This is a genomic window from Baaleninema simplex PCC 7105, from assembly GCF_000332355.1.
GTDB lineage: Bacteria > Cyanobacteriota > Cyanobacteriia > Cyanobacteriales > Geitlerinemataceae > Baaleninema > Baaleninema simplex.
The window spans coordinates 305,348-331,963 of sequence record NZ_KB235958.1; the positions used below are offsets into that span (position 1 = coordinate 305,348).

The 26,616-nt window shown below is 54.5% G+C and carries 19 protein-coding genes; 6 read left to right on the plus strand and 13 right to left on the minus strand.

The annotated features are described in order from the left end of the window. Nucleotides 1-172 precede the first annotated feature (172 nt). The gene (locus GEI7105_RS0103310; RefSeq protein WP_017659063.1) at nucleotides 173-811 is read right to left on the minus strand and encodes a hypothetical protein; all 639 of its coding nucleotides are present in this window, start codon (nucleotides 809-811) and stop codon (nucleotides 173-175) included. A 277-nt stretch (nucleotides 812-1,088) separates the two neighbouring features. Here GEI7105_RS0103310 and GEI7105_RS0103315 point away from each other — a divergent pair, with 277 nt between their 5' ends. After that, nucleotides 1,089-2,276 carry an HhoA/HhoB/HtrA family serine endopeptidase gene (locus tag GEI7105_RS0103315; RefSeq protein WP_017659064.1) on the plus strand — a complete coding sequence of 396 codons (1,188 nt, stop codon included), beginning with the start codon at nucleotides 1,089-1,091 and terminating at the stop codon, nucleotides 2,274-2,276. A 255-nt stretch (nucleotides 2,277-2,531) separates the two neighbouring features. Further along, a complete protein-coding gene (locus GEI7105_RS0103320; RefSeq protein WP_017659065.1) occupies nucleotides 2,532-3,278 on the plus strand; it encodes a DUF8619 family protein in 747 nt (248 codons plus the stop codon). Between the two features lie 56 nt (nucleotides 3,279-3,334). Here GEI7105_RS0103320 and GEI7105_RS0103325 read toward each other — a convergent pair whose 3' ends face one another. Further along, nucleotides 3,335-4,288: an ABC transporter ATP-binding protein gene (locus tag GEI7105_RS0103325; RefSeq protein WP_017659066.1), complete on the minus strand. Its 954-nt coding sequence runs from the start codon at nucleotides 4,286-4,288 to the stop codon at nucleotides 3,335-3,337. 201 nt (nucleotides 4,289-4,489) lie between these two features. Beyond that, nucleotides 4,490-6,490 carry a peptidoglycan DD-metalloendopeptidase family protein gene (locus GEI7105_RS33070; RefSeq protein ID WP_144053651.1) on the minus strand — a complete coding sequence of 667 codons (2,001 nt, stop codon included), beginning with the start codon at nucleotides 6,488-6,490 and terminating at the stop codon, nucleotides 4,490-4,492. A gap of 635 nt (nucleotides 6,491-7,125) precedes the next feature. On the opposite strand from GEI7105_RS33070, the gene GEI7105_RS38170 reads away from it, so the two are divergent. Next, a complete protein-coding gene (locus tag GEI7105_RS38170) occupies nucleotides 7,126-7,269 on the plus strand; it encodes a hypothetical protein (protein WP_017659068.1) in 144 nt (47 codons plus the stop codon). 27 nt (nucleotides 7,270-7,296) lie between these two features. Here GEI7105_RS38170 and GEI7105_RS28870 read toward each other — a convergent pair whose 3' ends face one another. The 8 genes from GEI7105_RS28870 to GEI7105_RS39215 form a co-directional block, all read right to left on the minus strand. After that, complete coding sequence (locus tag GEI7105_RS28870) at nucleotides 7,297-7,806, minus strand: tRNA (cytidine(34)-2'-O)-methyltransferase (protein WP_051044113.1); 510 nt, start codon at nucleotides 7,804-7,806, stop codon at nucleotides 7,297-7,299. A 159-nt stretch (nucleotides 7,807-7,965) separates the two neighbouring features. After that, nucleotides 7,966-9,117 (minus strand): glutamate--cysteine ligase, encoded by a 1,152-nt coding sequence (gene gshA / locus GEI7105_RS0103345; protein ID WP_017659070.1) that lies wholly within the window; start codon nucleotides 9,115-9,117, stop codon nucleotides 7,966-7,968. 303 nt (nucleotides 9,118-9,420) lie between these two features. After that, nucleotides 9,421-10,962, minus strand: coding sequence for a mechanosensitive ion channel family protein (locus GEI7105_RS0103355; RefSeq protein WP_017659072.1), 1,542 nt, complete (start codon nucleotides 10,960-10,962; stop codon nucleotides 9,421-9,423). Between the two features lie 748 nt (nucleotides 10,963-11,710). Continuing rightward, nucleotides 11,711-12,514, minus strand: a complete 804-nt coding sequence (locus tag GEI7105_RS0103365; protein ID WP_035492632.1) for an ABC transporter permease — start codon at nucleotides 12,512-12,514, stop codon at nucleotides 11,711-11,713. A gap of 238 nt (nucleotides 12,515-12,752) precedes the next feature. Further along, nucleotides 12,753-13,628 carry an ABC transporter permease gene (locus GEI7105_RS0103370; RefSeq protein WP_051044174.1) on the minus strand — a complete coding sequence of 292 codons (876 nt, stop codon included), beginning with the start codon at nucleotides 13,626-13,628 and terminating at the stop codon, nucleotides 12,753-12,755. A 189-nt stretch (nucleotides 13,629-13,817) separates the two neighbouring features. Further along, complete coding sequence (locus GEI7105_RS0103375) at nucleotides 13,818-14,936, minus strand: ABC transporter substrate-binding protein (RefSeq protein ID WP_017659076.1); 1,119 nt, start codon at nucleotides 14,934-14,936, stop codon at nucleotides 13,818-13,820. A 105-nt stretch (nucleotides 14,937-15,041) separates the two neighbouring features. After that, nucleotides 15,042-16,175: an ABC transporter ATP-binding protein gene (locus GEI7105_RS0103380; RefSeq protein ID WP_017659077.1), complete on the minus strand. Its 1,134-nt coding sequence runs from the start codon at nucleotides 16,173-16,175 to the stop codon at nucleotides 15,042-15,044. 378 nt (nucleotides 16,176-16,553) lie between these two features. Beyond that, complete coding sequence (locus GEI7105_RS39215; RefSeq protein ID WP_017659078.1) at nucleotides 16,554-17,585, minus strand: transposase; 1,032 nt, start codon at nucleotides 17,583-17,585, stop codon at nucleotides 16,554-16,556. Between the two features lie 325 nt (nucleotides 17,586-17,910). Between GEI7105_RS39215 and mrdA the strand changes: the two genes are divergently transcribed. After that, a complete protein-coding gene (mrdA, locus tag GEI7105_RS0103395) occupies nucleotides 17,911-19,713 on the plus strand; it encodes a penicillin-binding protein 2 (protein WP_026097391.1) in 1,803 nt (600 codons plus the stop codon). A 54-nt stretch (nucleotides 19,714-19,767) separates the two neighbouring features. Here the strand turns inward: mrdA and pckA are convergent, their stop codons facing one another. Continuing rightward, a complete protein-coding gene (gene pckA, locus GEI7105_RS0103400; RefSeq protein ID WP_017659081.1) occupies nucleotides 19,768-21,480 on the minus strand; it encodes a phosphoenolpyruvate carboxykinase (ATP) in 1,713 nt (570 codons plus the stop codon). A gap of 540 nt (nucleotides 21,481-22,020) precedes the next feature. Between pckA and GEI7105_RS0103410 the strand changes: the two genes are divergently transcribed. Then, on the plus strand, nucleotides 22,021-22,656 hold the full coding sequence (locus GEI7105_RS0103410; RefSeq protein ID WP_017659083.1) for a hypothetical protein: 636 nt from the start codon (nucleotides 22,021-22,023) through the stop codon (nucleotides 22,654-22,656). A 187-nt stretch (nucleotides 22,657-22,843) separates the two neighbouring features. Here GEI7105_RS0103410 and GEI7105_RS28880 read toward each other — a convergent pair whose 3' ends face one another. Next, nucleotides 22,844-23,701, minus strand: coding sequence for a pantothenate kinase (locus GEI7105_RS28880; RefSeq protein ID WP_017659085.1), 858 nt, complete (start codon nucleotides 23,699-23,701; stop codon nucleotides 22,844-22,846). 221 nt (nucleotides 23,702-23,922) lie between these two features. On the opposite strand from GEI7105_RS28880, the gene GEI7105_RS28885 reads away from it, so the two are divergent. Continuing rightward, nucleotides 23,923-26,508: a GAF domain-containing sensor histidine kinase gene (locus GEI7105_RS28885; protein ID WP_017659086.1), complete on the plus strand. Its 2,586-nt coding sequence runs from the start codon at nucleotides 23,923-23,925 to the stop codon at nucleotides 26,506-26,508. The last annotated feature ends 108 nt before the right edge of the window (nucleotides 26,509-26,616 follow it).

Here is a 26,616-nt window from a genome sequence, read left to right on the forward strand (position 1 = left end):
GGGGGCTAAGGGGGGATAGGGGGCTAAGGGGGGATGTGGTGAAGACTTCTTGAAACCTAGCTTATCGGAAAAGGATGGAGTATGAGAACTCGCAGCTTGGAAACCAACGATCGCTTAAAAAAACGACCCAAGCCAGCTCTAGATCGGGCGATACGATGCCGAGGCACACAGACTACAGAGGGCGATCGAGAAACTCAAAAGACTCGAAAAACGGTCGAGCCTTCTCAAAAAACGCATTCCGTTCGGCTTCGGGAATATCGAGGGGAATCGCTGCCATGAGTTGATACAAACGGCGATCGACCAAATAAAGCTGGTGTTTGTACACCAAGCCGTCGCCTCCCTCATAAAACAGTTCCATCCCTGGATATCCCGAGAGTGAAATGCGGCGATCGGGCGTCAAACGCCGGTCTACGTTCGTCGCGACTCCTGCGATCGCCCCCTCGAACAGAGTCGAAGGCGGAACCGCCGCGAAAAAACTGGGAAAGTCCGCCACCATAACAGCAAAAGCGCGATCGTCGAGATCGACCCCCAAAATGTAGACATCGAGATCGCCGAGGCTCGTCTCGACTGGCTGAACGCCTTGACGTACCGTTCCTGGCGGCATCGCCACCGCAAACCCCGCCCCCTGATTCTCCAATTCTTGCCACTCGTCGATCTGCCTCGGAATCTCCGTACCGCCGGCCGTATCGTCCGAGGCAAACGCTCGGTGTGGTAGCCAAACGGCTTCCGAAATCGATAACAAGGCGGCGATCGCTACCGTGGCGACCCTCTCAACAGCCGTTTTAATCCGATCGCGAGCGATTGGTGCCATCTACTTCTCCCTCTCCGAGATAAGATTTCCCGAACTCTATTCGAGACAGTTCTATTCAAGACAGTACAGTACGTTCTCGCTGCATTTTCAGTTCTCGATCGCTTACGATCGAGCCGATCGCGCGAGCGGACATCCGTACAGATCGCCCCACCGATAACCTGGCAAAATAGTTAATTAGCAAACTCTTACCAGATCGCGATATTCGAGCGCAGCGATCTCCACCCCCATCCTTTTTACCCCTCCTCAAACCATTTCTATTCGTAAAGACACGATCGTTATGCGATGGACTAAATTTCTCAAGACCTCGATTTCCCCAACTCACCTCGTCGCGATCGCCTTGGGCGTCCTCGTGACTCTGAGCTTCGGGACAGTGCTTCCGACACAGGCGGCAACCGTTACCCCCGACACTGCCCCAGCACCAACTCTAGCCCAAACGAGGGGCAGTTTCGTGACCGCCGCCGTCAACCGCGTCGGACCGGCTGTCGTCCGCATCGATACCGAGCGCGTGATTACCCGCAACGTCGATCCCTTTTTCGACGATCCCTTTTTCCGTCAGTTTTTCGGCGACCAATTTTTCCAATCCATGCCCCGCGAACAACTCCAACGGGGACAAGGTTCGGGATTCATCATCGATGGTGACGGAACCATTCTCACCAACGCGCACGTCGTGAACCAGGCCGATCGCGTGACTGTCAAGCTCAAAGACGGACGGGACTTTGAAGGGCGCGTCATGGGAGTCGATGTCGTCACCGACCTCGCTGTCGTTAAAATCGATGCCGGAAACACCAGTTTACCCGTCGCGACGCTCGGAGACAGCGATCGCGTGCAAGTCGGCGATTGGGCGATCGCCGTGGGCAACCCCCTCGGACTCGACAATACGGTAACGCTCGGTATCGTCAGCACCCTGAACCGTTCGAGCGCCCAAGTGGGAATCCCCGACAAACGCCTCGACTTCATTCAAACCGACGCCGCCATCAACCCCGGAAACTCCGGCGGACCGCTGCTCGACGAACAGGGTCGCGTTATCGGCGTCAACACTGCCATTCGCGCCGACGCTAACGGGATCGGTTTCGCCATTCCCATTAACACCGTTAAAGCCGTCAAAGACCAGCTAGCACGGGGAGAGAATGTCGCACATCCCTTCGTCGGCATTCAAATGATTACGCTGACGCCAGAGATCGCCCGCGAAAACAACCGCGATCCGAACGCTCCTTTCCGCGTTCCCGAACAGCAAGGGGTTCTCGTGATGCGCGTCGTTCCCAACAGTCCCGCCGCCGCTGCTGGGTTGCGTCGCGGTGATGTCATTACCGCCATCGACGGACAAGCGATCGAGACCGCCGACGAACTCCAACGATTGGTTGAAAACAGTCAAGTCGGACAGGTTTTGCGGTTCCAAGTCCTGCGAGATAACCGAACCCTGCAATTGCGAGTTCGCACGGGAGAATTACAACCGACGCGATCGTAAATCTCTTGTCTCTGGAATCTCGTCTCTCCTGTACAGTGGGAAAGACGAGATTCGCCTGCTATGGCATCGTTCGATCGTCCGGCTCTCGCACGTTGAAGAGGAGGTGAGACCAGTCACCAGTCACCAGTCACCAGTCACCAGTCACCAGTCACCGTGAGATGACGAGGTGATGAGGCTAAACTTTTACCTGTTCGCTATGTTCACTCTTCCCTCTTCCCTCTTCCCTGAAGAAGCTTCCCTGCTCTCCCTCAAACTATGCTCGTTCCGCTTACCCAACGCAAATTTGAAGATCTGGTTCCTCTCATCGCCACCGGGCCACAATACGTCTACTACTGGGGAGACTGGCAGAACGTCGTCAAACAAGTTCTGTTTTCCCTTCTCGGTGCGTTAGTCGTCTGGTTCTTAAGTGGATTTCTCGAAGCTTCCGGCTTAGCTTTATTTTTGGGCATTATCGCGGGACTCTATTGGTTGTGGGGGCCCGTTGCTAAAGCCAGCCTTCGGAACGCTCGGTTTCGCCGCTACCCTTACAGTGGGTTTTGGCAAGGTAAAATTCTCGACGTTTACGTCACCGAAGAAGTCGTCGGCACCGAAGAAACCACCAACGCCCGAGGAGAACTGGTTCTCGTTGAAAACCGCGAGCGTCGTCTCAACGTTGAAATCGGCGACAGTAACGGATTTTTGGCAGAAGTCCAAGTTCCCTTACGCCGACAGCATCAGTTTCTCGCCGCCGGACAAACGGTGCAAACTGTGGTTTTATCCGAAGATCGAGACTTGCGGCGCATTGCTAAAATCGCGGACTTGTACGTTCCGAGCCGCAAGCTGTGGGTCAGCGATTATCCTTTATTGGAACGGGAAGGATTTGTTGAAGTCAGCGGCCGTCTCGGACGAGGGGCGAGTTCCCGTAACGCTCCACCTCGCCAACGTCCGCCCCTTCGCCGCAGTCGATCGCGTTCGCGAGACAGTCAACCGGAATTCGATCGAGATTCTTATCGCGATTCTTAGTCGATCGTGCGCTCGATCTCAGATCGCATCGAGAACGATTTCCTTCCCGAAGCTCCTCATTTCCCCGGACTGACGACGAAGCCGCGATCGCGCAACTGCTGAACGAAAAACTCTTCTAGGGTGGGGCGGGCGAGGGTGAGGTGTGTGAGTTTGGCTTCCATTAACTCTAAAGTAGCGAGGAAATCGGGGAGTTCGCCCTTGAGGGTTCCTTGCCACTGTCCGTTCTCAAAATCGAGATCCTCAAGCCAAGTTTCTAAAACCTCTAGCTTTCCGCTCCACCCTCGAACTTTATAGCCGTCCGGGTAGCCGAGGAGTTCGCCCAACCGTCCGCTACAGAGTAGTTCGCCGTCGGCGAGAATCGCCACGCGATCGCAGATCGTTTCGACGTCCGACAAAATATGACTGTTGAAGAAAATGGTTTTGCCTTGGTCTTTGAGGGCGAGGATAATTTCTCGCATTTGATAGCGTCCGAGGGGATCGAGTCCCGACATGGGTTCGTCGAGAAAGAGAACGTCGGGATTGCCCACGAGAGCTTGAGCCATCCCCAACCGTTGTAACATTCCCTTAGAATACTGTTGGAGTTGTTTGTGACGGGCGTTTTTTTGAGAAATGCCCACCCAGTCGAGAAGTTGGGCAATGCGGCGCGAGCGATCGCCTTGAGGAATGTCGAACAGTCCGGCGATAAAGTTGAGAAATTCGTTCGCAGTGAGATAGTCGTAAAAATAGGGATTCTCGGGGAGATAGCCGACGCGCTGGCGTACCGAGCGATCGCCGAGGGGACGGCCCAGAAGCGTTCCACTGCCGCCACTCGGTCGTAAAATTCCCAATAAAATTTTTAACAGTGTAGTTTTTCCCGCTCCGTTCGGCCCCAATAAGCCAAACGTTTCTCCTTCAGTCACCGAGAGCGAACAACCTTTGAGGGAGCGGACGGTTTGGTTCAACCAAAAGCCCGTACGATAGGTTTTTTTGAGGTCGAAGGTTCGAACGACAAGCGGACGGTCTTCTGTCATAGTTCCGACGGTGAGAATTCGCGATCGCCGATCTAGTGTTGAGGCGATTGTATCGCACCAATGTCGAAGGCGATCGGTGTTTCGGCGGTCTCCTGGCCTCCTACCCGAACAAACGACGAGAGAGAGCCGCGCGACTCTCCCTCTTGACTGTTCACACACACACTCCACACGGGCAGATCGGGATTCAGCGATTTCCGTAGATTACGGTAAATACGCTAAGGGGTTCACAGCCCCTTGTCCGGCAGGATGCACTTCAAAGTGCAAGTGAGGGCCGGTACTGAAACCGGTGTTACCCATTTCAGCAATTTGTTGACCTTGCGCCACCTGTTGGCCTTCATTGACGAGCAAGCGGTTGTTGTGAGCGTACAACGTCAAGCTGCCGTCGGGGTGGGTAATTTCAACCAAGTTGCCATACCCGCCCGAATTCCATTGGGCGTAAGTCACGACACCGGGGGCAGCGGCGACAATAGGCGTTCCGATGGGGCCAGCGATATCGATGCCGTTGTGCATCCGACCCCAGCGCCATCCAAATCCAGAACTCAATACACCCTGAGCCGGCCAGATATAGCCGTTGAAGTCCATGTTGCCCGACCCAGCGCCTCCTTCGGGGGCTTGGGGCTTCGGTAAGTACGCACCGGGGGCAGACAGGGCGGGTAAGTCGGGAGACACCGCGCGGGGCGGCAGAATGGGAGCGTAGCTGTCCGATCCCATCGGTGCAACGGCAACGTCTTGGGCATCGTTTCTCGGTTTGACCCGCTCTGCGGACTCGGTCTCGCCAGTCTCGACGGTGTTGTAACGGTCGGGATCGAATTCGGGGTTGACTCGAGGTGCGGCCGCACGGGACGAGGGGCGATCGCTCTCGTGGGCAGAGATGCGATCTGGGGAGACTAGAGCCGTTCGAGAAGACTCTGCATTGGAGGATGCCGCCGGAGTGTCGTCGTCGAGATCGCCGTAGCGATCGCGCAGGCGCTCGATATCGGCCTGCAATCCGTTGGTGTAGGGGGAGTTATCGTCAGACAAGTGAAAGGCTTGAAGTTCCGAGGTCTCCACTGGAGTTTCTGTAGCTGCGCCGAGAACGGGAACTTCGGCGGTTTCGACTTCGTCTGCCGAGGTGGAGGAAAGCAGTTGAGGAACGTCGGTTTCCCCGGTTGGAGAGTTGGGAAGAACCACGTTTGGCAGAGCGCTCAGCTCGACCTCATCTCCGTCGGGGAGGAGTCGAGATTTTTTGTCGGGAAGGGCGGCTAGCGTGGTTTCGTGTCCGAAGACAGTCAGCGGTCGAGCGGGACTTTCGTTTACAGTGGGGATCGCGATTTCTTGTCCGGCGACGATGCGATCGGGATCGTCGAGGTGGTTTGCCCGAGCGAGATCTTCGACCGTTACGCCGTGGGTACTGGCGACTTCTACGAGGGTTTCGCCTTCGGCAATTTGGTAAGAGGTTGTCTCGGCCGGTTCGATTTCGATTTCAGCGGTCTCGAGGGGTTGGGAGTTCGCGGTCTCGAGTTCCTCAGACAGCTCGACGGCTGCGAGAGTATCGCTCGAGAGGCGATCGGACGTACGGGGCTTTTTGGCTAAGGCCAAGCGATCGAAGGCAGGGGTATCGCCGTTCCGTTCGATGCGAGCCAGTTCGTATTTCGACGCGCGATCGGACGACGGTAGAGCCGACAGCGACGATTCGATCGAAATTTTGCCCGTTTTGTCGAGTCCTTTCGTTGTCTCTTCTTCTTCTGAAAGAATAGCGACGGTTTCGGATTCGGGGGCGAGGATTTCCATCGGCGGATAAACCATACCCTCGGTGACGGGAATCTCGAGAATCTGCCCGATTTCTAAAACGGTGTCGATAGAGATGCCGTTGGCAGACGCGATGAGATTCGCTTCGACGCGATAGGCTTTGGCGATTTGCCAGAGAGTTTGACCGCTTTGCACTAAGTGCGCTACGGACTCAGAAGCAGTCGGTTCCGGTCTAGAGTCGAGAGCCGGAGCAGCTTTTGCCGCTGTCTCCGAGGCTGGAACTTTATCGAGGGGGAGTACCGCCGTTTTGTCAACGGACGGGGGCATCAACGTCGCGGCGGTTTTCGCAGTCGCGGGTTCGGCTGCGAACGCCGCGTCCCCTTGTTTGGGCAGCAGTACGCCAGAGGCGCCCATCGATAGCGCGATACCGATGGCGGCCGCCGAAGTTCGTACTCGACGATAGCTTTCTGGCACGACTGACCGCGTCTGCCCTGCTGAGAGAAGCGGGTGAGCTGCACAAGCAGGAGCAGGTTGGATTGGGTGTGGGAACGCTCGTTTCAAGCAACGACCTCCTAGACGATCTAGCGAGTAAGTAGCAGTCTTTTGATTTCCCGATCCGACTGGCTATTAGTGATACAAATCACGCTGATTAGCTGATGTCGATCGCTGACAGCAATAATGCTTAGGACAGAGTACCCTGGTTTTTTGATTTACACAAGGTTACACGGCTGAAGACCTTGTTGAGTCTGAATTATAAGCGATCGCATCTGGCGTTTTCGGGAACAGACACACCCCAATCGTCCGTTAAACGGTCGGATGTTCGCGGGTTGTCCTTGGGGTTTTAACGGCACGATGTTGTGAAATTGTCCGGTTTGGCAATTTCGAGATATCGACGAAACTGTACGCTGAACTTAGCCTTCTCGTCTACTGTAAAATTTGCGGAGAAGATCTCGGGACGACCTCGCGAGACGGGGGAACTTCGACAGGTGGAAAACCGCCCAACACTAGAACTCTCGGTATTTTGTTCGCCTATTTTTCGATCGCGATCGAATAAAAAAATCTATCGACAGTCCGGCTGTTTGGGGAGTGTCCGTCGATAGAAATTTCTTATGAATTTTTGGCTCGGTTGCGGTTGGGGTAGCGTGGCGGAACGCGTTCGCGATCGCCGCCAAAAAACAGCATTCGCGAACGTCGATTTTGATGTGCCGATCGGCAGTTGCAACCGCGTCGGTCGTCCCCCGATCGGTAGCTGAGATCGAGCCTTGACAACATACGGCGAGTCAGGATTCGGCGACAGGATGTCGGGGGTCGCGTTTTAAGGCGGTCGCCTCTTGTAAACGTCCCGTTTGTCGCAGACATTCAAACAAGCCCAAAGCCGCACTGACAGAGAGGTTCAGGCTTCGCACGCGCGGCTCGAACATGGGAATGAAAACCGTCTCGTCGCAGTCGTCTAGAGTCTCGCAGGACAGCCCTTCCGTTTCGCTCCCGAAGAGCAACCAGTCGTCCGATCGAAACTCGAATTCTGTATAACTACACCGTCCTCGAGTGCTGAATCCGATCCAACGCCCCCCCTCTTTTTGGCGTGCCAGACGCAACTGCTCGAGAGAGGTGTGATAGTGCCACGTGACGTAAGGCCAGTAATCTAATCCCGCTCGCTTGAGGTAGCGATCGCTCAACTCGAACCCCAAAGGCCCTACCAAATGCAGCGGCGTTTGAGTTGCCGCACAAGTTCGGGAAATATTCCCTGTATTCGGGGGGATTTGAGGGTTTACTAAAACTAAATTCGGCATTTTACCTCAAAACAACAAAATTACTGAGAATTCCACTCAAAAACTTAAAACAGCCGAACCGATCGCCCCACGACACCGAGCCGCATAGCGAGCGCATCGATAGGTTTTGCTAATCAGAGTGCCGGAGTTCAGATCGATTAAATATTCTGATTGTGCTGTCTAGGCCACCAACAACCGGCAGAGTTTATCCTCTAGTTCCCGTTCGCGGTCGATTTCCGCCTCGATGGCCGCGATGATTTGTTCCCGTGGCGAACTCCCGCGATCGCAAGCCCGACGCCACTGTTGCGCCGAATTGCCCTCGCGCAAAATCTTGCGAACCGGCGAGAGAAAACAGCGAATGCCTCGCTCCTTCGCCATCGGCAAAACCTCGGCGTACATCTGCTCGATCCAATCTCGCGCGAGGATTTCGCGGCCGTCTTGCCAATGGTGCAGCGTCGCGTCGAGGCTGTCCTTCGCCGCAGCTCGTTCGTTTTCCCGCGTCAGTTCCAACAACGCCTCGGCGCGGGTATTTTCCGGAAACTGACTGCGAACGAGGGGGTCGAGACTCGGATCGCGGATCGTCTGCCAAATTCGCGCTTCCAGCATCGCCGTGACGGCCAGCAAGTCGATCGGATCGATCGTCAAGTCGCAAATTCTCAACTCCAGACGATTGAGATTGTAAGGACGGCGATCGCCGTTGGGTCGCACCGACGTCCACAAATGACGCACGTTTTGCATCGTTCCCCGTACCAACTGTTCCTCCGTCCAGCGCACGAAATGCCCGTGGCTGTCGAACAGTGGAACCTCATCTGGCACTTGTGGGAACACCTGCCAGCGCGTCGAATCGTATCCCGTCACCTCACCGTCGAGGAACGGCGAGGACGCGCTCAGCGCTAAATATAACGGGGCTTCGACGCGAATTAAACGGTTAGCCCGCATCAATACCTCGAGATCGCCGATCCCCACGTTGATGTGAACGCTAGCCGTCACGACCGTCGTGCCGTAACTGCGCTCGATAAAATCGTGGTAGGGATTGTTGGGATCGGAACGGAAAAATTGGCGAGAGTCCCCCAACGATAGCGTACTGCCGGGGACGAGGGTATAAGCGCCGAGCTGGTGTAGGTAATTCCGCAGGATCTGCCGGGGACGCACCAATTCACAGAGTAACTGGTCGTAACTACAGAGCGGGGCGGTCGTATATTCGACGTTGCGTGCGTCCGGTTCTCGCGAAAAGCGATCGAGGTCTGCCGCGATGCGATCGGAGAGACCTACGATTTCCCCATCGGGAGTTCCCGTGTAAATTTCGATTTCAAAGCCTTTCGGTAACAGCATGGTCTCTCCCGTCAAACAATCTTGAACGAATTGACATCAAATGCGATCCTTTCAGTGTCGCGTCGCCTTGTCAGCGATTCGAGAACCCCTTATTCGAGTATTCGTCCCGCGAGCGATCTCGGTTTGCCAGCGAGCGTTTTCGGGCGATCTGGTCGTCCTACGATCGCCTTGAAGAAGACCGCAAAGCAGACCTCGATTGGCCTTCCCGTCGCGCCGGTCTCGAACTATCTCGAACTATATTTTACCGAGAGCCTGTCGGATATTGCTCGATCGCCTCTCGAAACGGAGCATTTCCAAGAAACATCAACGCGCTAATTTTTCAAGCAGTCGTGCCAACCACTGCTCTAACTCGGGAGATAACGAGAGGGGCAGCTGCCCCGATCGCAAGTGTAAATCCCGTTGGGGAAAGGGAATTTCGACACCGGCGGCCTTGAGTTGTTCCTCAATGGCAAAGTATAGGTCACTTTTGAGAACGTACTGCTGGCTCGGATCGGCACACCAAACCAGCAACTCGAAATCGAGAGAACTGTCGCCAAACTCCACGAACAGCACTCGCGGCGGCGGTACTTTCAGCACTTGGGCGTTTTGTTGAGCGGCTTCGAGCAGTGCCGACTTGACCGCCGACATATCCGAACCGTAAGCGACACCGACGGGGAGGCGCAAGCGAGAAACCGGGTTGTCGTGACTCCAGTTAATCACCTCCGTTTCGAGAAAACGGGAGTTCGGTACGATAATCGACACGCGATCGAGGGTGCGAACGACCGTGCTGCGGCTCCCGATGCGTTCGACGGTTCCCATGTATTCCCCGACTTGCACGAAATCCCCCACCTGAATCGGCCGCTCGAACAGCAAGACGATACCGCTACCGAGGTTTTTAGCGATGTCCTGCAAGCCGAAGCCGATCCCGACGCTCAACGCCCCTGCAAAAATGGCGATCGAGGTGATGTCGAGACCCCAAATGTTGAACACGACCACCGTTCCCACGATGATGAGAGAATATTTGAGAACCGTCGCGATCGTATCTTGAGCGCCTCGATTCAAGCGGGCGATTTGCAACACGCGCGATCGCAAGATCTGAGTCAAACGGTTGGCGGCGATCGCCAACCCCACCAACAGCGCGACGAGAACCAGCAAATCGACCAGCGAATAGGTATTGTCATCGACCGGGAGGATCGGAGCCGTCAAACTGTCGAACACGAGCTGACGGGTTTCGTAACTCCACCGCCGCGTCACGGGGAGTAAATCGACCAGATAGTAAATCGTTGCCAACCACAGGAGGACGCGTCCCGCCACCACCAGCAGCGATCGCCAAGCGCGAACCGTGGGATTGTCTTGCGATCGCCAAGGAGGAAGCCGCGTCAATTTTCCGAAAGACCAATGAAGAACCGTTGCAGCGACGATTAAGGCGATCGTTCGCAGGATCGATTGCCGTAAAAAGGCTTGACTGCGTTCTCGATTGGCTTTTCGGAGTGCCTGACGAATTTTATCGGCCCAAATTTCCGCCTGCTCTCGCGCCGTGCGTCCCGTTTCCGAATCGCGTTCGGTCACCGTCATCAGATAGATCCCGTCGAGTAAAATCGTCGGCAAGTCGTTGCGTTCGACCACCTCGACCGATTCGACTCCCGGCTTGACCGCTGCTTTTTGCAGTTGCTCGTTAATGAAATTCGCCCGTTCGGGCGCCAAGAACTGATTGGAGGAGCTGACCTCGAACAAGACTTCACCGTCTACGATCGCCTGCGCCGTCTCGGTGGTTTCTTCTTCGGGAGTTGCCAGCGCGATCGAACAGGTTGCGACGAACGCCACCATCACGAGAAAAATTCCGAATTGCCGCCACCAACGCTTCATATTCTTTGTTTTGACATCAACCTATCGCGTTTCAAACCCCATCAATTTCGTTCGAGTAGCAGAAGATATCGCCAAAAAAGACTCGAGAGACGCGATCGCCGATCGTTGCCACTCTGAATTTTTAACGTCGCACTCTTCCTTTGAACAATAATAGCGACGCATTCCTCCACCTCGCGCGACTCAGGTGGGGGTTAAGGAGTGCAGCCTAGTGGTATCATGTGACCAACTTAATGGGCACGGCAAAAGACGGAACAAAAATTCTGAGTCCTCTGGAGGCACGATTCATTAAGTGAGGTTAATTCCCTGTAAGTCCAATGAGTCGGTTAATATACGTCAGACTCCAGGCAAGAGTTTTTCTAAAGCCCCATAGTGGAAACAACTTGGGGGTGTTGCTGGGTAAAAGTTCCCAGAACACAGCGAGAATGCCGCCTGTCGCAAGGGCTAACGCCTTGTAATAAGACACCTCCGCCTCGCGGGACGCAGGTAGGGGAGCATTCATAAATACCCTGTCGCAATCGACCGAAATCGAGTTCCGATGCCATGTCGGTCGCCTAAGTGTCACAGCTAGACTTTTCAAGCCCCTCACTGATCGACTAAGATTTATAGCAGTTAGTGTGGTGTGAAGGCGACTCTTCCGACGGAACTCAGCTCAGGGCTGAATCGTCTGAATAAGTAATGGTTCTCAACTGTACGCTGCTAGGCCGACCCAACCGTCCGGTTGGGTTTCCTAGCTTTTACTAATGTGAGCTTACTTCGGGTTTCCGGTTTCACTGCGATAGCGTAAGTATTCCGCCGCGAAGGCCAACAAACCCGAAACGACGATGAGAATCGCACTTAACGCGTTGATGTCGGGTTTGACACCGGTACGAATGCGACTAAAAATTTCCATGGGTAGCGTCGTCGCTCCAGCACCCGCCGTAAAACTCGCAATGAGGAAGTCGTCCATACTGAGGACGAAGGCTAACAAACACCCCGACACGATACCGGGCATGAGTTGAGGCAGCAAGACTTGCGCGAACGCCTGAGTCGGCGTCGCCCCCAAATCGAGCGCCGCTTCTTCGAGATTGGGGTCTAAATCTGCCAAGCGCGTCGAGACGACGATGGCGATGTAGGCCAGACAGAAGACGATGTGAGCAGCGACGATCGTCCACAGGCTGAGGGAAAATCCCACCGCTGCCAGAAAGACCAGCGTGGCGACGGCGATCGCGATATCCGGTACGATCAGGGGCAAGTAGGAAATGCCGAGATAGAGTTTTTTGCCGGGAAAGCGGTATCGAGCCAAACCGACCGCCATCAACGTACCGAGAACAGCCGAAACTACAACCGCCGTCAGTGCGACGATCAGGCTGTTTTTCAGAGCTGAAAAGATCCGGAAGTCGGTTAACAGTCGCTCGTACCATTGCAGGGTAAAGCCTTCCCAGTTGGCACTGTACGCGGACTCGTTGAAACTGTAGGCAGCCAAGACCGCGATCGGAAGATACATAAACGCAAACATCGCTCCGACAAATAACGCTTGCCAGGAGATGCTCGGTTTGGCCGAAGGGTTCGCCATGTCGGGGGGAAGCTCCTCTGGAGACGGGGGAGTATCGGGGGACTCGGATCGATCGTTACGAACGGTTTCGGTCATAGACGCAAACAGGGAAAACAGATGTCGCCCAATCACCAGAAAGGGCAGAGGAGTCGATCGCCTCGGATACCGCCTCGCTCAGTTCGTTATCAACTGTAACACCCGTTCTCGAGGTCGAGGGCTTCGACGATCGAGCCTGGTCTCGCTCCCCGATCGTGGCGAACTAGCGTTGCGTCGCCGAAGAATCCCCGTATTTCAGCAACAAGGCGATCGACAGACTAACCGCAAAAATTAATACCACACTCAAGGCCGATCCGAATCCCCAGTTTTGAGTTTGTCCCAAAAACTGGTTGTAGATCAAGCGAGCCACCGTCATGCTGGAAGCACCGCCGAGAAGTTCCGGGTCGATGAAATCCCCGAGGCTCGTGATAAACACCAGCAGCGAACCGGCGGCGATACCGGGAAGCGCTTGAGGTACCGTAATTTTCCAAAAGGTTTGAGGGGGTGTCGCCCCTAAATCGGCAGAGGCTTCGAGCAGAGCGCGATCGAGCTTTTCGAGGGACGAGTAGAGAATCAAGACCATATAGGGCAGAAAGCTGTAACTCATCCCCACGAGAACCGCAGGCGTGCGGTTGAGAATTTCGAGCGTCGGCAATCCGATGGTGGAGAGAATCGAGTTGAGTACCCCCGTCGGTCGCAAAATGGTAATCCAGGCGTAGGTTCGCAGCAGCGAGGACGTCCACAGGGGCAAAATAAAGCCCAACAGCAGCAGGTTGCGCCAGCGTTTCGGGGCGAGAACCGCAATCCAGTAGGCGACGGGAAAGCCCAAACCCAGACACAACAGCGTCGTTCCCACGGCTAAACCGAGCGATCGCACGATCACGCGAAAGTTCGTCGGGTTGAACACCAACAAGTAATTATCGATTCCCGACGGGTTGACGATATCCCCAGGACGAATGTTCGGAACCAGGCTCAGCTGGAAAATAACCAGCGTGGGCAGAACCAGCAGCAGTAACAGCCACAGCCCAGCCGGCCCTAAAAGAACTAGCGGACCGAGCCAGCGAGTCCCCCAACGCGGTTTGGTGGCGTCTGGGGTCAGATCGGAAGTTGACGAAAAAGGGGGAGGCGATACAGACACGAGTTTTGGTTTTAACGATAGGGACTTAGGGGAGACAAGGGGACAAGGAAGAAACTGTCAACTGTCTTCACTGTTCACTGCTCACTGTTCACTGCTCACTGTTCACTGCTCACTGTTCACTGCTCACTGTAAAAGGCTGGCGACTGTCAGTTAGCCGCTGGTGAGTTTGGTCCAATAGCGATTGTAGATTTCTCCGACATCTGGGGGAATCGGTTCGAGGCTTTCAGATTTTTCGATCGCCGATTCGGGAGGAAACAGCGTCGTGTTGGTTTGAACCTCTCGCGGTAACAACTCGAAGGCGGTGGCGTTGGGGGTCGCGAAACTGAGACGTTCGCAGATGCGGGCAGCCACCTCCGGGCGCAGCATGAACTCGAGCCAAGCATACGCCCCTTCGATGTTGGGAGCCGTGCGGGGAATCACCAGAGCGTCCGTCCAAATCGAGGAGCCGCTTTCGGGGTGAACGTAGGCGAGATCGGTATTTTCAGGAGTTATTTCGTTGGCATCGGAAGAGTAGCACATGGCGATTTTAAGGTCTCCCGTGAGGATTTGCGTGCGCCAAGCGTCGGAATTAAATGCCGCGATCGCCGGTTTGAGTCGTACCAGTTTTTCGTAAGCCGCGCGGATTTCGTCCGGGTTGGTGGAGTTGTAAGAATATCCGAGGGAGCGTAAGACGGCACCGAAGACTTCCCGTTGGTCGTTGAGGAGCGTGAGGCGTTTCGTCAACTGTTGTTGGTAGTCCCAGAGATACTGCCAGTCTGTGGGGGGCGGATTGAGTGCTTTTCGGTTGTATATCAGACCCGTGGTTCCCCAACTGAGGGGGACGCTGTAGCGGTTGTCGCGATCGTAGCTGGGATCGCGAAACTTGGGAAACAGGCGATCGAGACCCGGCAGACGAGACTTATCCAGTTCCATCAACATATTGAGGTCGATCTGTCTCCGCACCATGTAGTCGGAGGGATAGATGACGCTGTAAGCGCCTCCGGCGCCCGCTTGTACTTTCGCCAGCATTTCCTCGTTAGAGGAAAAGACATCGGCAATGACGCGAATTTGGGTTTCTTTATAAAACTGGTCGATCAGTTCGCGATCGGTATACCCAGCCCAGGTGTAGATGTAGAGAACGTCAGACGCCGTGCGGACGTTAGTTCGCACGTTGGCCAGCGTCCAACCACAGCTCGAGAGTGCCAAGCCGGAGGCGGCAGCGGCAGAAGCTTTCAAAAACTGACGGCGGGTCGAGTGACCGCCCGAAAACGAGAGACGAGTCGAAGGCACGGCACCAAGAGCGATCTATCGGACGAAACGTCGGAACGCGACGATCCATGAGTATCTTACCGCGAGGGGCGGTGGTGTGGTCTCACGTCGCGATCTCGAGAGGTCTCAGGTCGATCGCGCGGCCAGGGCGATACAATCTGAGGGCGACCACGACAGGTATAGTGGCGAACCGTCTTCCGGTAACGTTTCGAGGTGGGTCGCTTGACGCACGGTTAACATTTCTCCCGACACCAGTTCGACGACACAGTGAACGTGAGTACCGAGATACATGGCGTGTTTGAGCCGTCCTTCAAAGGTATTGTGAGAGGTTTCGGGGGGGGCGCAGTGCAGGTGAATTTTTTCAGGACGCACGCTGACGATGGTTTGATGGGTGCGATCGCTCCACTCGGGGGTGCGCGACACGACGATTTTCAAACCCGAGTGGGTGCGAACGAGCAAACTCGACCCGTCGGTACTTTCGAGATGCCCCTCAAATAAATTCGTATCGCCGATGAAGTCGGCGACGAAGGGAGTTCGCGGGCGTTCGTAAATTTCGTTGGGAGTTCCCACCTGTTCGATTTTGCCGTCTTTCATCACGGCGATGCGATCGGAGAGCGACAGGGCTTCTTCTTGGTCGTGCGTGACCATCACGAAGGTCAACCCCAAATTCTGATGCAAGTTCGACAGTTCGACCTGCATCTGCTTGCGGAGTTTCAAGTCCAAGGCCCCGAGGGGTTCGTCGAGTAACAGCACCGCCGGACGGTTGACCAACGCTCGGGCTAAGGCTACCCGTTGACGCTGACCTCCAGAGAGTTGTTTGGGGTAGCGATTGGCAAAAGTTTCCATTTTGACCAATTGCAACACCTCATCGACCCGCTGTTGGACTTCACTGCGTCCGAGGCGTTTGATACGCAAGCCGAAAGCGATGTTGTTCCACACCGTCATGTGGTCGAACAGAGCGTAATTTTGAAAAACCGTGTTGGCCGGGCGTCGGTGTGGCGGAACGTGGGTCATGGATTTTCCTCGAATGAGGACTTCCCCGGCTGAGGGCGTCTCGAATCCGGCCACGAGCCGCAACGTCGTTGTTTTCCCGCATCCTGAAGGGCCGAGGATACTGAAAAACTCCCCTCGGCGAATATTAAACTCGACGCCGCGCACAGCCGTTTCACCGTTGAAGACTTTGAAGACTTTACGGAGTTCGACGTCGAAGTCGGAATCGAGGGTAGGCAAATCGCTGTTATGGGTGGCAGCTTGCAGCATGATAGCGGCTCCTGGTTAGTCGTCTCCCCGATCTCGCGTCGGGTCTCCAATTGGGTTAAGGAACGATCGAGCAGTCGGTACGGACTGACAGCCACCTCGAGCGCGGCGAACGAGGCACGCGGTAGCAGTTGACCGTTCGTCTATATCGCACGTTCACTTTATTGTATCGGGAGGACGGGCGATCGTCGCGACGCTCTCTGTTACTTCTCGATCGCGATCGGCTTTCGGCGATGTTGCATAATGAACTTCACAGTCACCCGTCTTTTACAGTGAACTGCGAAGCAGTGAGCAGTGAGCTGCGAGCAGTAAACAGTAAAAACAGTGAACAGGTAACAGTTTCTCCCCCTCTCCCCCTCCTGATAAGGCTATGACTTTTACTTAGGAGGTATCGAAAGCCAAAGAAGCCCCAGGATAGGGAGAAGTACGGTGGCGTCCCCAACTCAAGGGAAGTCCTTGAAAGAGGCGGACGACAAAAGAGATACAGCCAAGGCGCCAACAAGAAAGAGTTCTCGGTCTGAGGGTCGCGGCGGCCAGACCGGTCGAGTCAGAGTCAGTCCGAGGGGAAGTCGAAGGCTTTTGGGAGTCTTCCCGACAAGCCCCTTCGGTGATGAGCCAAAGTAAAGCCACAGACATGGCCAGCCAAAGACACTCAGCCCGGTGAGGATGAGTCAAACGGGTGCGTTGCCAATTAAAGCCATCGCTCTTGAGATCGCGATAAGCCGCTTCAGTCCAAGAGCGAAAGCCATAAAAGGCAGCCGAAGCCGATTGAGGTGAGGCGTCACTCAGCAACAGCCAAGGGTCTTTGTAATCCTCGTCCCATCGGGCTAACAGGGTACAATCGAGAGGATTTTGGCGAAAGCAGCGTACCGGTTGACTAAAACTCTCACCAACTCGAACCACTTGCTCGAGAGGTTGCCAGTCGGCGAGAGTTTCCCCCGAGCGCACTTGGTAATAGCCTTGTGAGTTAATACGTAACAAAGGATGCCATCCCAGAGCCACAATTTCCTCATACAGCCAACAAGCATAGAGTCCTCGATCGGCCAAAACCCAAACCCTGACCGACTCGGGAACCACTCCGCTCAAGCGACGGAGCAAGTCTTGCCACAGGGGCTTCCAGGGGTGTTTCTGGGAAGCTTTCACGATTTTCCAGGCCACGGGAATGCCACTGCCGCGATAGAGTACGTTGAGTGACAAGACGATAAATTTTTGACCGATATGGGTCGCATCTAAGGCCAGGAACAGGTCGTCGCTCTCTCCTAATAGCTCTAAGACCCACTTCAGCAGCGGCGCGAAACAACTGGCTACATCTAGCTCAGCATATTTACGACCGTAAGCTTGGCGTTTTTCTTTGTACCACTGTTGTAGTCTTTGACGTACGTTGGTGAATTTTTCCCCCGTTGACTTGGGCAATACACTCTGACACTTGAGTCAGACTTGAAGAGCGACTCATCATCATGCCAAAGCTCCAGGTGGCTAGCCCTGATACTTGTGGCAAGGAAAGATTCGGAAAATGACGACTGACTTCTTGCGACCACTGTTTGAGGTAAGCTGAGTTGTATTTCATGGCTTCTCCTAAACGAGTCTACGGCTTTCTCTTTGTCGGCTCTTTCTCTCTCTCTTACAATCATAGCCTTGTCAGCTCTCCCCCTCTCCCCTTCTCCCCTTCTCCCCCTCTCCTCTTCTCCCCTTCTCCCCCTCTCCCCTTCTCCCCCTCTCCCCTTCTCGACCTACCGCCATGACTTCTATACCGTCATCTAACTTCGGAAATCGACCTAACACTCGTACCATCGGGGAGTTTTCTCGCTCCGTCGTAATGATGTTGGCGATTACCCTGGTTCTCGTGGGTGGAATCGGGGCGCGTCTGGCATATTTGCAGCTCATCCAAGGCTCGCGCAATCGCAAGCTAGCCGAAGACAACCGCATTCGCCTCATTCCGACCCAACCGGTACGGGGTAATATTTTCGATCGCCACGGAAAGATTCTGGCCAGTTCGAGTTTGTCCCACACCGTTTATCTGTGGCCGCTCGCTCAGAAACCCGAGGACTGGCCGGCCACAATCGTTCGATTGTGTGAAATTCTCAACCTGCCCACCGAAGTCGTCCTCGAGCGCCTCGAACAAATTGGATATCAATCTCCCCTACCGATTCGAGTCGCCCGTCGTCTCACCTCCGCTCAAGTCACCGCTCTCGAGGAATACGGTCAAGATTTAAAAGGCATTGAGGTCAGTGTCGAAGCGATCCGCACCTATCCTAACGGCTCTGTGGCCGCCCACGTCCTCGGCTACACGGGCGAAATCGACGAACTCGCCTTAGAACAGTTTCAAGAGGAGGGCAAAGAAGAATATCGTCTCGGAGATATTGTCGGTCAAATGGGGGTCGAAGCTGCCTTCGAACCCCAACTACGGGGGGAATGGGGCGGCCGTCAGGTGGAAGTAGACAGTCGCGGTCAAATCGTGCGCGTTTTGGGCGAAAAGCAAGCCCAAGGTGGTCGAGACGTACAGATTACCCTCGACCTAGAACTGCAAAAAGCGGCTGAAGTTGCCCTCGGTAACACCAAAGGTGCGATCGTCGCCATCGACCCCCGAAACGGTGCTGTGTTAGCTCTGGTCAGCCGTCCGGCATTCGACCCCAATATTTTTTCGACGCGCATCAGTACGGAAGATTGGGCAGAACTCCAAAGTGCCGACCACCCTTTCGTCAACCGCGCCTTGCAAGGATTTCCTCCCGCCAGTACGTTTAAAATCGTCACCACGACTGCTGCGATCGAATCGGGAGAATTTCCCACCGAAACCGTTCTACCGACGTATCCCTACATCACCGCAGGCGGTATCAAGTTTTGGGATTGGAACCGAGTCGGCTTCGGTCCTCTCGGGTTCGCGGGAGCCATGGCCTGGAGTAGCGATACGTTTTTCTATCAAATCGCCCAAGCCATTGGTGAAACACCTTTGATTCAATGGACGCGCCGCTATGGATTCGGTGAAAAAACGGGCATCGAACTCGCCGCCGAAGAATCTCCTGGCTTGGTTCCCGACGAAGCTTGGAAAAAAGAAGTTATTGGAGAGGGCTGGTTCATGGGGGATACCATCAATATGTCGATCGGTCAGGGCTATTTACAAGCGTCACCGCTACAAGTCGCCGTCATGTTCGCCATTCCAGCCAACGGCGGGTATCGCGTGCAACCGCATTTGTGGAAAGACGATACTGAAGCCAGCCAGTGGCGCGAATCCCTCAACATCAGCCAAGGTACGCTCGACGTTTTAGCTCAAGGACTGCGAGAGGTGATTACGATGGGGACGGGGTCGAACATCAACTCGTCGGACATTCCCCCGTTTGCTGGAAAAAGCGGCACGGCAGAAGCGCCTCCTTTTGAATCCCATACCTGGTTCGGAGCTTACGGACCGATGGACAACCCCGAAATTGTGGTCGTTGCCTTTGGCGAACACTCGGGACAAGGGGGCGGTTCTTTTACTGGTCCGAAGGTTTTGCAAGTTTTACAAGCCTATTTCAGCCTCTACGGTGATGGTGAGGTGATGAGGTGAGGAAATTTCCCGATCGTACTCTCCTCCCATCATCTCCCCATCATTGCTCGCTGTTTAAAACACCGGCCCGGCGGCGCGGATTTCGGGGGCAGCGTCGGGATAGCGGAGGAAGTTTTCTGCGAAACGCCGTGCGAGGTTGAGTGCTTGGCGATCGTAAGCGTCGGGGTCGCTCCAGGTGTGTTTGGGATCGAGAATCTCGCTCGGGACGCCTGGAACTCGTTCGGGAACGCCGACGCCGAACACGGGATGGGGGAAGAAGGACACGTCGTCGATATCGCCGTTGAGGGCAGCGGCGATCGTGGCGCGGGTGTGTTTGATTTCCATGCGACGGCCGACGCCGTAACCGCCGCCAGACCATCCGGTGTTGACGAGATAGACCTGGATTTTGTGTTGTTCGATGCGTTGACCGAGCATTTCGGCGTAAACAGATGCGGACAGGGGTAAGAAGGGCTTGCCGAAACAGGCTGAAAACGTGGCTTGGGGTTCGGTGATGCCCCGTTCGGTGCCGGCCAGTTTGCTGGTGTACCCAGAAATGAAGTGGTACATGGCCTGCTCTTTGGTGAGTTTGGAAATCGGCGGCAGGACGCCGAAGGCATCGGCGGTTAGGAAAATGACGGTTTTCGGGTGGCTGCCGATACTGGGAATGACGGCATCGGGGATGTAGTGGATGGGGTAGGCGACACGGGTGTTTTCGGTGAGGGTGTTGTCGTGGTAATCGGGGTTGCGAGTGGCGCGATCGAGAACGACGTTTTCCATCAGAGACCCGAAGCGGATGGCGTCCCAAATGTGCGGTTCGTCTTCGCGAGACAGGTGAATGGTTTTGGCGTAACACCCTCCTTCAAAGTTAAAGATGCCTTCGGGAGACCAGCCGTGTTCGTCGTCGCCGATGGTACGCCGGTCGGGGTCGGCGGACAGGGTGGTTTTTCCGGTTCCCGACAGTCCGAAAAATAAAGCGGTGTTGCCGCGATCGTCCATGTTGGCCGAACAGTGCATTGGCAAGACGTCTCGCTTGGTCATGAAGTAGTTCATTAGGGAGAACACGGATTTTTTGATTTCTCCGGCGTAGTGCGAGCCGCCGATAATGATGAGTTTTTTGCCGAAGTGAGCGACGATGAAGGCTTCGGAGTTGATGCCGTCGTCGGTGTCGCCGTGGAGTCCTGGGACGGCGAGAACGGTGAAGTCGGCGTGGTGTCTGTCGAGTTCTTCGTCTGTCGGACGAATAAACATTTGATGGGCAAAGAGGTTTTGAGCGGGCAGTTCGTTGATGATGCGAACGCCCATGCGGTATTTGGGATCGGCACCGACGTAGCCGTCGAAAATGTAAAGGTCGCGCCCTTGGATGTAAGCGCGAACGTGACGGTACAGGCGGTTGAAGTTATCTTCTGAGATGGGAACGTTAAGCTGGTTCCAGTGAATTTCGTCGTGGCTGCTTGCTTCGTCGACGATGAATTTGTCGTTAGGGGAACGGCCGGTGTATTTGCCGGTTTTGACGCATAACGCGCCGTTGCTGGCAAGGACACCTTCGCCACGTGCGAGGGTGTGTTCGATGAGTTTGGAGGCGCAAAGGTTACGGTACACGCGACCGGGATGTTTGATACCGATCGCTTCTAAGCCGTAAGTGGGAAATTCGGCTCTGTAAAAGTCGATGGCTTCGTTGGTGTAACCGTCTAGGGTTTCTCGGTGAGAGAGTTGCTGTTCGATAAGAGTCGAGACAGAAATGTCTCGGTAAAGGTTGTTTGTGTTTTGGAGGAGACGTCGATCGCTCATGGTTAAACTCCTGTCTGGAATGAGTTATAACTAACTTGCAACTGAAACTCGAGCTACCAAAATTCTGTCTCTAGCGAGGGGTTAGTTAGCAGTACTCGGTCTCAGTCTGCTCTCTGTCTAAACTCTAAATTCGCTTCGATCTTCATTCGATCTCGATGACATTTTTCGATCTGTTAGGGTCAATTCAAGTTTAAAATGTCATCAAATTTTGACTTAAGAAGTTTATTGTTTTTTCTGATATATACGATACCAATTTTATATAAATAAAAAAGTTTAAAGGTAAAAATATTCAATATTTTTTACGAAAATACGATTTTGTTTACCAATTGCGATTTTGATGTTACAAAAATCCATTAAAAAAATCTTAAGCATAGCAAGGATCGATCGCCCTCGAGGGGTCGAACGATAATGAGTTAGAGAAAATTTTAAGGTCGATGGTATTGTGGCGTGTTCGCTGCGATCGCGGTTGCGTTCTAGAACGCTCGTCCCTTTCCCGTAAAATCGAATCTGTACGATCGAGTCTTCACGACCTCACCAGCTATGCAAGATTTCCTGCGCGTCTCGCTCTCGATCGCCGCTTGTGCGTGTCTTCTGACCGCCTGTAGCGGTGGAGATCGCGAGACAGAAGCCCCCTCCACTAACGGCGAACCGACATCCCCGCCCGAGGCAACCTCCACGGCAACTCCCCCGTCGAGTCCTTCTCCGTCACCGGCCGCGTCTCCCGAAGCCGAGGAAGCGGAGGAGTCGGAGGGAAATTTGTATCGCGATCCCGAGGGAGCGTTTGAAATTTCGTTTCCCGACGATTACGCCAAACAGCCTCGAGTTAATGGCGTCACGTTCGTATCTGCCGATGGGAACTTTGGCGGCGAGGCGATCTATTTCGAGGAAGACGAGCAACTGAGCGATGAAGAACTCAAAACGCTGTTTGTCGAACGCTATCAAGCGGCCTATAGCGATTTCGGGTCGCTCAACACAGAGCTACAGCCCGATAAGAGCGTTCGCATCGATTGGCGGGGTAAAAATTCTCAGGGTCAGACGATCGATGCAGTCAGCTATATCGAGCAACACGGACGCCGCATTTATATCCTCAATCTTTACGGTATTGACGAGTCATACGATAACTATCTCGACGATGCCAACGTTATCGTCGGAAGCTACAACGTCAATCCTAGTTAATTGGGGTTTGAAATTGGGCGATCGCACGCAATTATCGCTCAGTTTCGATGGTCTCGAGATTCCGGTCTTGGATCGATATCGGAGTCGTTTTTTGTTTTAAAGCGGTATTTTTATGATGGTTTAGATAGAACAACGTCTTTCGATCGGCTTAAAAAACTTACTTTGTAGAGCGTGAACCATACAAATCCTACAGAGCGTCAGTCCGATCGAGGCGATCGCTCGATACCCTCTGCGATCGACCACCCGACGTGCGAGGGCGACAAATCGTGGCTTGAATTCCCAAAAACAAAGCGTGAGGGTCGTCGTGCAGCCACGGCGTCCAGGCAGGAACACGCTGTATCAACGCCTTTTTCAATCGTTCCCCGTCGCCTCCCGTCAAGACAACAGGGGTATTGGGGTAGTCTTGCCACCAGGCTTCGATAAAGTCGCGCAAGCCTGCCAGAACGGTGTAAGTAATGCCGCTTTGAATCGCGGTGTGGGTATCTTTCGCCCAACGTTGGGGAACGATCGCGTCGTCTCCTCGAGCGATTTCGGGGAGAGCGCCAGTCTCTCGAGCCAGAGTGCGGATTTGCAATCCCAACCCCGGTAAAATCGCACCGCCGACGAGAGTGCGATCGCTGCCGATACCCGTCAGTGTCAAGGCGGTTCCGCCGTCAACGAGCAGCACGGGAAAGCCGTAACGGGTTCCGGCTCCCAGTACGGCTAACGCGCGATCGATGCCGAGGGTCGGATACAATCCCCGCAACGGTACGTTGTCGAGACTCAAATTCGTGAGCGGGACGCGGGAACGCCACAGCTTCAGTCGATCGGGAACCACAGACGCGACGACGAGACGAAGATCGCCTTGCGCGGCGACGACACCCCAAGGCGAAAAGTCGAACTGACTGCTCTGGAGGCGATCGATCGCCTCTGCGTCTAAATGGGGGGTGTTCCAAGTGATAACGAGGTTGTCTCCCTCGAACCGCGCCCAATGTAAGCGCGAGTTGCCGATTCCCAAGGCCAGCCACGGACGACGGTTATCGATCGAGTCAGAAAAATCAGACATCGCTAGAATAGGAAGAGCGGTCAGTACGAGATGGAGGGGCGCAGTGGCTCCCGGCTATTGCAATTTAATATTTTTTTAATAAAAATATAATAAGCGTAACCGAGCCTCGAAATGGTTCGTTTAAATTCTATAGATTCAGGCCAGTCCTTCGTTCAAAGTGCTAACTCTACCTTCGGTCGTCGTTCGTCCGTATTACAAAAAATTTCGTTAAAGAATTTTTTATGTCTTCCCTCAGTTCTTCCTCCGATCTCGTCGTTCCTACCAATACCACCGACCCGATCTCAAACGAGACTCGATCGCGCGAGACGACGGAGCGAGAAAATCCCACGCCGCCGCGCGATCGCTCGGCACTCGAACGACAAGTTCAACTGGCAACGCTCCTCAACGAAATTAACATCCAACTGAGCAGTACCCTCGATCTCGACGAAGTGCTTTCGACTGCCTGTCGGTTACTCTGTCGCACTCTAAACTGCAACCGCGCCAGCGTTCTCGTGCGCGAAGAGGACGATCGCGACCTGTTCGTCACCCGAGGCGAATACAACGACGGGGACTATCCGTCCCAACTCGGCATCGAAGTCAACCCGCACGACAACCCTCACTTACAAGCGTTGCAACAAACGTCAAAATCCTTAGCGGTCAAACGATTTATCGACTTTCCCGGTTTGGGAGAAGCCGCCAAGCAGATCGTCGAATCTTTGCAAATTCGCTCGATATTAGCGGTCGCCACGCGCCACCAAGGGGAAATTAACGGCATTATCGGCTTGCACCAGTGCGATCGCGAGCGAGAGTGGCAACCCTGGGAACAGCAACTTCTCGAAGGGGTCGCCCGTCAACTCGGCATCGCCATCGATCGCGCCCGTCTCCACAAAGCGACTCGTGACGCCGCCGCACAGGAAGCCTTTCTGCGACTGGTGACAAACAAAATCCGCAACACCCTCGATACAGAAACCATTCTCAACACCGCCGTTCGGGGGGCGCGACGGTTGCTACAAGTCGATCGCGTCGTCATCTACCAATTTCACGAAAATTGGAACGGTAGCGTTGTCGTCGAAGATGTAGTCGAACCCTGGACGTCCGTATTGGGTAATATGGGCGCTGACGACTGCTTTTCTGGAGAGTACGCCCACCTGTATCGAGAAGGGCGAGTCCGGGCGATCGACAACATCTTCGAGGATGAAAACCTCGATCGCTGTCACGTAAAGTTCCTCGAACGCTTGCAAGTTCGGGCGAACCTCATCGTCCCCATTCTCCTCGGAAAACCCCGGCCGAACGACCTCCCCAAACTTTGGGGATTGCTCGTCGCCCACCAGTGTCGCGGGGCGCGACACTGGAAAACCCGCGAAAGCCATCTGATGACGCAACTTGCCGACCAATTGGCGATCGCCATCGGACAAGCGGATTTATACGCCAAATCTCAAGCCCAGGCTCAGCGAGAGAATTTGCTGCGGTTGATGACCGATCGCGTGCGGCGCAGTCTCGATCTCCCCGAAATTTTACAAACCGCCGTGACGGGAATTCGCGATCTCCTCAAGACCGATCGCGTGGTGGTCTATCAGTTTACAGAAGGCTGGCAAGGGGAAGTGACAGTTGAGGATGTTGCCCGTCCCGAATGGTCGATTTTAAATCAAGAAACGCGCGACGATTGTTTTCACGGCGAACGCGCTCGATCGTACCTTCAAGGACGCGTGCGGGCGATCGATAACATTTACACCGATTCCGAACTCGATCCCTGTCACCGAGATTTTCTCGAGAGCCTTCACGTCAAAGCCAACCTCATCGTTCCCATCGTCACCCGAGGTACGGATGCTGGGGAGCTTTCCGAATCGCGGCAATTATGGGGTTTGCTTCTCGCCCAAGCCTGTCAGTCGCCTCGTCCGTGGAAACAAACGGAAATCGAACTGCTCTCGCAACTGGCCGAACAGGTGGCGATCGCCGTTCAACAGGCCGAACTCTACGCCCAAACGAAAGCTCAAGCTCAGGAGTTGCAAGAAGCCCTCGATCGCTTGCAATCGACACAACTGCAACTCATCCAAAGTGAAAAACTCTCCGGGTTGGGTAAAATGGCGGCCGGTGTCGCCCACGAAATCAACAACGCCAACAATTTCATTTTTGCTAACCTTCACTACGCCAGCGAATACGGAACGTCGCTGTTGGAGGGACTCGAAACGCTTCACAGTCAAGAGGTCGAAGACTTGAAAGAAGACCTCGATTTCGATTATCTCTGCGAAGACTTTCCCAAGGTCATGAAATCCATGAAAGATGGAAGTCAGCGAATTTCGAGCGTGGTAAATGCCTTGCAAACCTTTTCGCACCTCAACGAAGCCGAACTCAAACCGGTGGATTTACACGCGTGTCTCGATAGCAGTTTGGTCATGCTACAACGGCGTTTTAAATCCGATCTGAAAGTCTGTAAGCAGTACGACGAAACCTTGCCGGAAGTCGAATGTCGTCCCGGTCAAATCAATCAAGTGTTTTTCAATTTAATTGAAAACGCCCTCGACGTTCTCGAAGACCTCGAAATACCTGGCAAGCTCGCGCTTCGTACCGAGCGACTGTCGGACGACTGGGTACGCGTGGCGGTACGCGATAACGGCCCGGGTATTCCCGAAACCGTGCGCGATCGCGTTTTCGACCCGTTTTTTACCACCAAAGCCGTCGGACGAGGCACGGGGTTGGGTCTCTCGACCTGTTATCAAGCGATCGTCCAAGGTCATAAGGGCAAACTTTACGTCAACGATCGCCTCCAATCAGGAGCGGAAATCGTCATCGAATTGCCCGTGCGTCATGAGGACGTCAAATCGCGTTGATACAATCCTGAGAGGGTGACAAGGTAGACGGAAGCCAGACGGGACAATTGTTTGAGAGAATAGAGGAGTCCCAAAAAAGAGGGTGGCGTTTGCGGCCACCCCAACAAA

Bases quoted from the DNA above. Each gene is read 5' to 3' on its own strand.
- GEI7105_RS0103310 (WP_017659063.1), bottom strand. From the start codon at position 811: ATGGCACCAATCGCTCGCGATCGGATTAAAACGGCTGTTGAGAGGGTC.
- GEI7105_RS0103315 (WP_017659064.1), top strand. From the start codon at position 1,089: ATGCGATGGACTAAATTTCTCAAGACCTCGATTTCCCCAACTCACCTC.
- GEI7105_RS0103320 (WP_017659065.1), top strand. From the start codon at position 2,532: ATGCTCGTTCCGCTTACCCAACGCAAATTTGAAGATCTGGTTCCTCTC.
- GEI7105_RS0103325 (WP_017659066.1), bottom strand. From the start codon at position 4,288: ATGACAGAAGACCGTCCGCTTGTCGTTCGAACCTTCGACCTCAAAAAA.
- GEI7105_RS38170 (WP_017659068.1), top strand. From the start codon at position 7,126: ATGAATTTTTGGCTCGGTTGCGGTTGGGGTAGCGTGGCGGAACGCGTT.
- GEI7105_RS28870 (WP_051044113.1), bottom strand. From the start codon at position 7,806: ATGCCGAATTTAGTTTTAGTAAACCCTCAAATCCCCCCGAATACAGGG.
- gshA (WP_017659070.1), bottom strand. From the start codon at position 9,117: ATGCTGTTACCGAAAGGCTTTGAAATCGAAATTTACACGGGAACTCCC.
- GEI7105_RS0103355 (WP_017659072.1), bottom strand. From the start codon at position 10,962: ATGAAGCGTTGGTGGCGGCAATTCGGAATTTTTCTCGTGATGGTGGCG.
- GEI7105_RS0103365 (WP_035492632.1), bottom strand. From the start codon at position 12,514: ATGGCGAACCCTTCGGCCAAACCGAGCATCTCCTGGCAAGCGTTATTT.
- GEI7105_RS0103380 (WP_017659077.1), bottom strand. From the start codon at position 16,175: ATGCTGCAAGCTGCCACCCATAACAGCGATTTGCCTACCCTCGATTCC.
- mrdA (WP_026097391.1), top strand. From the start codon at position 17,911: ATGACTTCTATACCGTCATCTAACTTCGGAAATCGACCTAACACTCGT.
- pckA (WP_017659081.1), bottom strand. From the start codon at position 21,480: ATGAGCGATCGACGTCTCCTCCAAAACACAAACAACCTTTACCGAGAC.
- GEI7105_RS0103410 (WP_017659083.1), top strand. From the start codon at position 22,021: ATGCAAGATTTCCTGCGCGTCTCGCTCTCGATCGCCGCTTGTGCGTGT.
- GEI7105_RS28880 (WP_017659085.1), bottom strand. From the start codon at position 23,701: ATGTCTGATTTTTCTGACTCGATCGATAACCGTCGTCCGTGGCTGGCC.
- GEI7105_RS28885 (WP_017659086.1), top strand. From the start codon at position 23,923: ATGTCTTCCCTCAGTTCTTCCTCCGATCTCGTCGTTCCTACCAATACC.